The organism is Paenibacillus ihuae (assembly GCF_001368795.1).
Taxonomy (GTDB): Bacteria; Bacillota; Bacilli; order Paenibacillales; family Paenibacillaceae; genus Paenibacillus_AQ; species Paenibacillus_AQ ihuae.
The window spans coordinates 115,230-124,265 of sequence record NZ_LN831201.1 but is presented as its reverse complement, the minus strand read 5'-3'; the positions used below and the strand labels follow the sequence as shown (position 1 = coordinate 124,265).

Sequence of the window (9,036 nt, the reverse complement as noted above, 5' to 3'; positions counted from 1 at the left end):
GATCGTGCCGTCGCCGCCGATAACGATCGCGGCGCGCCAGTCCTCGCGGCGGGCCAGGGCATGAAGCACCTGCGCCTCGGCCTGCTCCGGGCTCCGGGTGAACAGAGCCTCATGCGCGATGCCGCGCGACTTCAGCAGGCCCTCGACGGACTGCCAGGTACGCTGTCCCGCACCGCCGCCGGAAGCGGGATTTATGATCAATAAATACATGGATGTTCCTCCAGCCTGTAGATTCCTGTATGTCCTGATTCCATTGTACGGAGTAGACAGGCAAAAGGGAATCTCAAAAACCTGGATCTCCGCAGATGTGCGCAGATCACAGGTGGCGGAGCTGGCTTTCTGCCAGATCTCCCGCCCAGGGAAGCTTATACCATCTTCCGCCCAGGGTGTGATAAATCATGAGCAGCCAGATGGCAAAGCTGCATAACGAAAGAATAGCTCCGATCAGTGCGCCGAGCAGGGGGATGAATCCGCTCATTACATGAACGATCATCAGCAGGCCGAACGTAATCAGAGACTGCAGCGCATGAAAGAGCACAAAGCGGCTGCGTTTCTCCAGGGCAAGAAACACGATACCGCCGATGAATGGGAAGAAGTAGCATACACAAGCAGCAATATTTTCGGGCAGTCCTGTGGAAGATTTGAATGGGGACAAAGCGCTCACTCTCCTTGTACTTGGAGAAGAAGGGGGTAGCCTGGCTATAATTTCGTTAGCCAGCCCCTTGCTCCTTCTTCACTAGGAGCCTATGATTTGCCCGTACAAGGTATGTAACCGGTTTTAGAGTTTCATTGCCGGAATGACATACTGCTCAATCAATCTGCGCGGATTCTTCCACCGGTTTACTGCACTTTCTGCGGTGAAAATGACGGCGGCATTCAGGTCCGGCAGCAGCCAGATTTGCTGGCCTCCGTGGCCATGGGCGAGCCGGTAAGCCTCACCGCTCATGCGTCCGTTCCAGAACTGATAGCCGTAATCACCGTAAGCCGGATAGCCGGCCGTCTGTGCCGTGAAGGCTGCTTCCAGCCAATTCTGCGGGATGAGCTGCCGTCCTCCGTGCTTGCCGCCGTCCAGGAGGCAGATGGAGATTTTGGCGAGATCACGTGATGTGAGATATAGTCCGATGTGTCCCATACTGTGACCCTCCGGGCTGGGCAGCCATGCAGCATGGCTAATGTCCAGCGGCTCAAACAGATGCTGCCTGGCATAGGTGAACGCATCCTGTCCGGTGAATTCGCTGAGCATGACGGAGAGGAGATGCGAATCGCTGCTGCGGTACTGGAAACAGCCGATATTTTCGGCATCTATGGGTAAACTTAGAATATAGGACACCCAGCGGCGGCTGCGCTGCAGATTCCGGACAAGCGGCTCACCAAGCTTATTGCCTGTAATCCAGCGGAAGCCCGAGGTCATGGTCAGCAGATGATGCAATGTAAGCTGTTCAAGCTGCGGGGCAGGAGGAGCCGTAAGATATTTACGCAGCGTATCCAGGACTAAGACATCGGTTCCCGGGATTTCACTTTTGCCGATGGCAATGCCGGTGAGCATGGAGACGAAGCTTTTGGTGGCGGAGCGCAGATCATTCAGCATTCCTGCATGATGATTTCCGTAATACCGTTCAAATATCAGTTTCCCGTGGCGTACGACAAGCATACTATGCATTTTAGGATACGTTTTGGTGATTGCTTCGTGAGCCTGCTCCAGCGGCCTGCTGCCGGTTCCGGTATCCTCCGGTTCAGTCTGCGGCACTGGGGGTGTTGCGCTATAAGGCGTGCTTAATAAGGATAGCCGGTTGTCCATAACGTTCCCCTTCCTGCGTTAGTGTCTATTTTAGGGATTTTGGATGTACAGATAGTATATTTTAACCATAAGTTTGCCCTCTCCCCTGCGGTGGAAGACATAAATTTTTTAAAAAATCCATACGCATATTTTACAAGGAAAGGTGGAACTTGGCCTTGAATATGATACAATATAACGATAAGGCCCGAAAGGAGTGATTCAGCTAGTGGCTCTTCGGGTAAGTAAAGTGTCAAGATGTCCTGCCTCAAGGCGTCTTACTCTCAGCCCAAATCACGACGAACCTGCTTCACCGGCAAGACGGACCTCCAGAACTCTGGAATGATAGTCTAGGCGGATAATGCAAGCCACGTATGTGTTACGGTTTCTGAACTTGCATTTCGAAGTTACGGCGGACTTTTCATCATGCATTCTCTACAACGGAGCATTCATTTTCAATGTTTTGGGAGGGAACTGATCATGGCAAGCAAAGGTCATAACGAAGTCAAGGAAAGTCTACGGGAAATGACACGCATTTTCCGGCCCAAAGATCCCAAGAAATTTGTAAAGGAGTACGTCCGGAAGTATCGGATCACGGGAGGCTATGAAGAAGAGCTGACCATGGTCGTGGAGCATGAGCTGGGAAGAATCAACTCATCCGTCTCCTAATACACACAGGATAGTGTTCTGATTTTGACGACAGTAAAGTTGTAATTACATCCATGAGGATTCTCATAAACCGTACCCGGGTGAAACGCTGCCTCTGGATGCGGTTTTTTTTGCTTACTTTTTTTGAAAAAATAGTTCAAAGCCTTTCTAATTAGTCAAATGAATTAATAGACATAATTACATATGTATGCGTTTTACTATAAAATGGACTTGCTTCCGGAATTTTTGTAAGCGCTATTAAATGCTGTAGTGACAAGCCTTCTGATCAGCAAAAAAGACTTTGTGAACTTGCTGTGAACGATTGACAAAACACCCCCTTAAACTTATATTAATAGTGATTGTTATAATTGACAGGAAAATCCTCTACTCTACGAAATCGGGAAAAGCGGGGTTGATCTATGATGAAAACGTGGCAGGCTGGAAAGCGGCTTCTTCCCATGACCGCAACACTTGGACTCATTCTTGCCGGATGCGGACGGGAGGACCTGTCGGTACTCAGACCGCAGGGACCTGCAGCCGAAAGCTCGTTCGATCTTATGAAGCTGGCGATCACCATTATGATTGTCGTACTGTTGATCGTCTTTTCCATTGCGGCTTATGTGCTTATCCGTTTCCGCAGAAAACCGGAGCAGCGTGAGATTCCCGAGCAGGTAGAGGGTAATTTCAAGCTGGAAGTGATCTGGACAGTCATCCCGCTGATCCTGGTGGTTGTACTTGCCGTTCCTACGGTCAAAGCAGTATTTGCTGCCGGGAATGATCACTCGGATGATAAAAATGCGATTAAGGTTAAAGTAACCGGCCACCAGTACTGGTGGGAGTTCGAGTATACCGATTATGGCGTGAAAACGGCGCAGGATCTGGTGATCCCCGCCGGTAAGGATATTGCTTTTGAGCTGAGTACTGCGGATGTGCTGCATTCGTTCTGGGTGCCCTCCCTCGCGGGCAAAATGGATACGAACCCTGACGGTACGATTAACCGTTTCAGCTTCAGTGCGCCAAATGAAGGCGTTTACCGCGGCAAATGCGCGGAGCTGTGCGGTCCGTCCCATGGTTTCATGGAATTTAAGGTGAAATCGGTCAGCGATGCGGAGTTTGAGCAGTGGCTGGCTTCGATGAAGTCCCCGGCTGTCCTGCCGGAAGATCCGGAGCTTGCCGAGAAATTTAGATCCGCCTGCCTGACCTGCCATGCCGTTGGGGACCAGGGTGTTGCGATGGGTCCGGATCTGACCGGGTTCGGATCACGTGAATCGGTAGCGGGCATTCTCCTGAATGACAATACGGGTGTAGACGGTGCTCCAATCCTGGATAATCTCAAAACCTGGCTGCATGATCCGCAGGGTGTCAAGCCCGGCAACAAGATGCTGGATCCGAAGAAGGACCTCGGATTGACAGATGAAGAGATTGACGGAATCGCAGAGTATCTGGCCGATTACACGCTGGACTAAAGCCTGCAGCAACAAGCGGAAGCAGCATATTTGAAAAGGGGGTAGGAACCTTGGCTCAGACAGCGCAATCTTTGAATCCCGCCCGGCCGCCTGAGGCGGGTCACAGCGTCAAACGCCATACCGGGCTAATGGACTGGATCACCACCGTCGATCATAAAAAAATCGCGATTCTGTACCTGTGGGCCGGAGGTTTGTTTTTTGGCATCGGCGGGCTTGAGGCCATTCTGATCCGCATCCAGCTGATTAAGCCAATGAATACCTTTCTGGATGCACAGACGTTCAATGAATTAATCACGATGCACGGTACAACGATGATCTTTCTCGGGGTCATGCCCGTTATCTTCGCCCTGATGAATGCGGTTATTCCGCTGCAGATCGGCGCGCGCGACGTTGCCTTCCCTTTTCTGAATGCGCTCGGCTTCTGGACCTTTCTGTTCGGCGGCATTCTGCTCAATCTCAGCTGGATCATGGGCGGTGCGCCTGATGCCGGCTGGACATCATATACCCCGCTATCCTCTACAACTTACAGCGCCACTCACGGGGTGGATTTCTATACGATAGGCCTGCAGATTGCCGGACTAGGCACCCTGATCGGCGGCATTAACTTTCTGGCGACCATCATCACGATGCGTGCGCCGGGGATGTCCTATATGCGGATGCCGATGTTTGCCTGGACCACTTTTATCACTTCCGCTATTATCCTATTTGCTTTTCCCGCCATTACCGTAGGACTTGTCCTGCTTACCTTTGACCGGATTCTCGGAGCGAACTTCTTCGAGGTTGGCGGGGGAGGCAACCCGGTGCTCTGGCAGCATATTTTCTGGATCTTCGGCCATCCCGAAGTATATATTCTCATTCTGCCGGCCTTCGGCATTATTTCTGAAGTCATCCCGACCTTTGCTCGTAAAAGACTGTTCGGTTACAGCTCGATGGTCTTCGCAACGATCCTGATTGCCTTCCTGGGATTCATGGTCTGGGCGCATCATATGTTTACCACCGGCCTCGGCCCGGTAGCGAACGCGCTATTCTCCGTGTCTACGATGCTGATTGCCGTTCCGACCGGGATCAAAATCTTCAACTGGCTGTTTACGATGTGGGGCGGACAGGTGCGCTTCACCACCCCGAATCTGTTTGCAGTCGGCTTCATCCCTACCTTCACGATGGGCGGCGTAACAGGGGTCATGCTGGCTTCTGCTCCTGCTGATTTCCAGTTTCATGACACGTATTTCGTCGTCGCTCATTTTCACTATGTCATTGTCGGCGGTCTGGTGCTCGGCCTGTTTGCCGGGCTGCACTACTGGTGGCCGAAAATGTTCGGACGGATGCTAGACGAGGGTCTGGGCAAATGGACCTTCTGGACCTTTATTATCGGGTTCCATATGACCTTCTTCGTGCAGCACTTCCTTGGTCTGATGGGTATGCAGCGCCGCGTGTTCACGTATCTGCCTAACCAGCAGTTTGATCTGTTGAATCTGATTAGTACGATTGGTGCTGGACTCATGGGTGTGGGCATGCTGTTTTTCCTGGCGAATATCTTCCTTACTTCCAGAAAGCCTGCCGATGCGGCGGATGATCCTTGGGAAGACGGACGGACGCTCGAATGGACAATTCCTTCGCCGCCGCCGGAGTACAACTTCAAGCAGACACCGCTGGTGCGCGGCATCGATGCCTTCTGGAAGGAAAAAACCGCCGGACACAAAGGCATGACGCCATCTGAGCCTGTCGGATCGATTCATATGCCGTCGGCGACGATCCTGCCGTTCCTGATGTCCGTAGGGATTTTTATTGCCGGACTTGGATTTATGTTCAGCCGCGATACGTTCAGCAGTGAGGCTTTAAGCTTTCTCTTCAACAACTATATTGTTACCGGACTTGGACTGCTCATAACCTTCGGATCAATGCTGATGCGTTCGCTGTATGACGACCACGGCTGGCATATCGAGCCCGAAGAGCTGGAAGGAAGGTGAATCAGCCAATGACAACCGCACATGCTGAAGCAGTGAAGGGAACGCTGCCGCACGAACCGGAAAAAGCGACACTGGAAGGCCGCAACAAGGTGCTTGCCTTCTGGCTGTTTCTCGGCGGGGAGGCTGTACTCTTCGGTACGCTGTTCGCCACATTCCTTGCACTGCGCAATCAGACAAACGAAGGCCCGTCCGCTAATGAGCTGTTCCACCTGCCGCTGGTGGCGGCCGCGACGTTCCTGCTTCTGGTCAGCAGTCTGACCAGTGTGTTCGCCATCCAGGCGATGCACCGGAACCAGCCGGCTCAGCTGCGCTCCTGGCTGATCGTTACCGTTGTGCTGGGTGCAGCCTTTCTCGGCCTGGAAATTTACGAGTTTAGCGAGTATGTGAGACATGAGAAATTCGGCATGACCACCAGTGCGTTCAGCTCGGCCTTCTATACGCTGGTCGGCTTCCACGGCGCACATGTTGCCTTCGGGATTCTCTGGATCTCCGTGCTGATCGGCCAGCTTGTCCGCAAGGGGCTGACGGTGGTAACTGCGCCTAAAATTTACGTCTCAGCGATGTATTGGCATTTTATCGATGTGGTGTGGGTGTTTATCTTCACCGTTGTATACCTGCTTGGAAAGGTGGGCTGAACCCATGGTAACGGAACAGCAACCGCAAGAGGGCAGTGTGAAGCACCGCCACCGGCAGGAGGGCCCTCAGCGTCATATCGTAGTGTTTATTTTCTCCGCCATACTGACACTAATTGCGTTTGCGGCGGTAGCCGCGGGAGGCGTCAACGCTTCCTTTGCCGTCATTCTGCTGCTGGTCATGGCTGTCCTGCAGGTGTTTTTGCAGATGGGCTTCTGGATGCATCTGAAGGACAAGGGGCATCTGATGCCGATCATATTCATGCTGGGCGGCTTTTTTATCGCCGGGACCTGCATCGTGATGGCACTTTACTGGGTCTGGTGGGAGTAAGGCGGCGATCTTAAGGGGCCGGCGGCAGCCGTCGCCTCTTTTTTGCTTTACGGGGGAGTGGGGTGGCCGGGAGGATTCGGGATTCAGCTTCGGCGTTTCAATTAGTGGGAGATTGTCCAGTTAATCGGTGCATTTCTGCCCGAAAATGCAGATTAGGTGGAAATACTCCATCTACTTCTGCTGGAAAGCAGTGACTTGGCCTCAATGGAGCAAATTAGTTGGAGGTAATCCCACTAACCGCCCCGGTAGAAAGGTGAGGCTGAATTTAGTTGGAGTAAAACCGAGTAAAGCCGAGTGAATCCAAGTGAATCCAAGTGAATCCCAACCATTCCAACTAATTTCTGTAAGGAACAGGTGTCATACGAAACTTGAGGCTGCCCAATCGCAGCCCTTCTGTATATCTATACTCAACCCTATAACTCTGCACAAGGGAGGAATTGTACGATGCTGGGATTACAATACTTTAGCTTTGCCGACCTGTGGAGCCCGCTGATACTGGCAGCAACGCTGCTGCTGGCCGCCGGGTATCTGCTGCTGATCGGTCCGCTGGCGCAGCGTTTTCCCGGTTCCGCTATGGTTCCGGTCCGGCAGAGAGTGCTGTTTATGGGCGGGCTGCTGGCGCTTTATCTGGCGCAGGGCGGTCCGGTGAGTCTGCTCGGGCATATCCTGTTTTCCTTCCACATGGTCAGCATGGCTTTATCCTATCTAATTGCGGTTCCGCTGATGATGCTGGGCATCCCTGACTGGTGCTGGCGCGCCTTGCTGAAGGTGAATCCTCTGCGGCGGCTCTCCTTCCTTGCCCATCCGGTTGTGGCGGCGCTGCTGTTCAACGGGTTATTCTCTCTGTATCATCTGCCGGTGATTCATGATTATGTGATGCTGCATTTTGCGGTCCACCGCCTGTATTATGGTATGCTGTTTCTGACAGCCGCGCTGATGTGGTGGACGCTGATTAATCCGCTGCCGGAGCGCCGGAAGGTCGGGAGCCTCGGCCAGATCGGCTTTATCTTTTTGAATATGGTGCTGCTGACCCCGGCCTGCGGGCTGATTATTTTTGCCGGGGCTCCGCTCTATGCGACTTATAGTGATCCGAGTGTCTGGGCACGGGCGATGGGGTACTGTGTATCCGGTGATCCGGCCTCGCTGCTGCAGACTTTCGGCGGACCGGCATTCTTCGGCGGACTGTCGCCTAAGGTGGATCAGCAGGTCGGTGGCATCGCCATGAAGTTCATTCAGGAATTTATTTTTGCCTCGATGCTTGCTTATGTGTTCTATCATTGGTATAAAAAAGAGAACAGGCAAGACGAAGCGGACACTTCCGCGCCATCCGGCGAGCAGGGGGATGGTGTCTTGACCCGCGCATAGCAGGTAGAGCACCGAGGAGGATAATCATGGATATCTTTACAGTATTTCCGACGATCAGTACATCTTTCATCGTACTCAGTGCGGTGCTGGTGGCTATCGGTTGGAGACAGATCATCAAGGGCAAACGTGAAGCACACAAGAAGACAATGATCGCTGCCGCAGTGGCTGCTACCCTATTCTTCATTGTGTACATGTCAAGAACAGTGTTTGTAGGGAATACATCCTGGGGCGGACCGGACGATCTGTCGCTCTTGTACCACATTTTTCTGATTTTTCATATTGTACTGGCTACGGTGGCAGCCGTGTTTGGGATTACGACACTCACACTGGGCTTCCAAGCCAAGTATGCGAAGCACCGCAAATGGGGCAGAGTGACTGCTGTAACCTGGTTCATTACGGCCATTACGGGGGTTGCTGTTTACGTGCTGCTCTACATATTTTATCCGGGCGGGCATACCAAACCGGTCTGGGATGCAATCTGGGGTTTTTAACTGGTCTTGAAATCGGTCTGTGTACCGGCATCTTCCGTAAGGAGGGTGCTGATGCGCAGGCCTTTTTTTATTATGGTTTGAATAAGGTGAGCGGGCAGCGCGAATCCTCCAAATTCAATGGAATGAGAGGTATAAGTCCCTCTGAATGCGCAGGAATGGGGCAGTGGTGCGGAATCAGAGGTATAACTACCTCCGAATTCGAAGATAGTGGGCTGCATGGCGAAATTAGTGGGATAAATCCCATAGAATTTGCCGAAAACGGGCGGCGTGGCGAAATTAGTGGGATAAATCCCGTAGAATTTGCCGAAACGGGCTGCATGGCGAAATTAGTGGGATAAGTCCCGTAGAATTTGCCGAAAACG

Annotated in this window: 10 protein-coding genes; 7 read left to right on the top strand and 3 right to left on the bottom strand. The window is 52.5% G+C overall.

Annotated features, from left to right (window positions below; genetic code table 11):
* The 3 genes from AQR02_RS31600 to AQR02_RS24970 all read right to left on the bottom strand — a co-directional run.
* The coding region (locus AQR02_RS31600; protein WP_167347637.1) for an acylglycerol kinase family protein at window positions 1-210 on the bottom strand (210 nt) is incomplete at its 3' end.
* A gap of 106 nt (window positions 211-316) precedes the next feature.
* Complete coding sequence (locus AQR02_RS24975; RefSeq protein ID WP_054943105.1) at window positions 317-655, bottom strand: DUF4870 domain-containing protein; 339 nt, start codon at window positions 653-655, stop codon at window positions 317-319.
* A gap of 123 nt (window positions 656-778) precedes the next feature.
* On the bottom strand, window positions 779-1,798 hold the full coding sequence (locus tag AQR02_RS24970) for a serine hydrolase domain-containing protein (RefSeq protein WP_054943104.1): 1,020 nt from the start codon (window positions 1,796-1,798) through the stop codon (window positions 779-781).
* A 456-nt stretch (window positions 1,799-2,254) separates the two neighbouring features.
* Between AQR02_RS24970 and AQR02_RS24965 the strand changes: the two genes are divergently transcribed.
* The 7 genes from AQR02_RS24965 to AQR02_RS24935 all read left to right on the top strand — a co-directional run bounded on the left by AQR02_RS24965 (window position 2,255) and on the right by AQR02_RS24935 (window position 8,674).
* The gene (locus AQR02_RS24965) at window positions 2,255-2,443 is read left to right on the top strand and encodes a hypothetical protein (protein ID WP_038585388.1); all 189 of its coding nucleotides are present in this window, start codon (window positions 2,255-2,257) and stop codon (window positions 2,441-2,443) included.
* A 398-nt stretch (window positions 2,444-2,841) separates the two neighbouring features.
* On the top strand, window positions 2,842-3,888 hold the full coding sequence (gene coxB / locus AQR02_RS24960) for a cytochrome c oxidase subunit II (protein ID WP_054943103.1): 1,047 nt from the start codon (window positions 2,842-2,844) through the stop codon (window positions 3,886-3,888).
* Between the two features lie 128 nt (window positions 3,889-4,016).
* Complete coding sequence (gene ctaD, locus AQR02_RS24955; RefSeq protein WP_054943234.1) at window positions 4,017-5,855, top strand: cytochrome c oxidase subunit I; 1,839 nt, start codon at window positions 4,017-4,019, stop codon at window positions 5,853-5,855.
* Between the two features lie 8 nt (window positions 5,856-5,863).
* Entirely contained in the window at window positions 5,864-6,490 is a 627-nt protein-coding gene (locus AQR02_RS24950) for a cytochrome (ubi)quinol oxidase subunit III (protein ID WP_054943102.1), read from the top strand.
* Between the two features lie 4 nt (window positions 6,491-6,494).
* A complete protein-coding gene (locus AQR02_RS24945) occupies window positions 6,495-6,818 on the top strand; it encodes a cytochrome C oxidase subunit IV family protein (protein WP_054943101.1) in 324 nt (107 codons plus the stop codon).
* 444 nt (window positions 6,819-7,262) lie between these two features.
* Window positions 7,263-8,183, top strand: coding sequence for a cytochrome c oxidase assembly factor CtaG (gene ctaG, locus AQR02_RS24940; RefSeq protein ID WP_054943100.1), 921 nt, complete (start codon window positions 7,263-7,265; stop codon window positions 8,181-8,183).
* Window positions 8,184-8,209: 26 nt separating this feature from the next.
* Entirely contained in the window at window positions 8,210-8,674 is a 465-nt protein-coding gene (locus AQR02_RS24935) for a DUF420 domain-containing protein (protein WP_054943099.1), read from the top strand.
* Window positions 8,675-9,036: the final 362 nt, after the last annotated feature.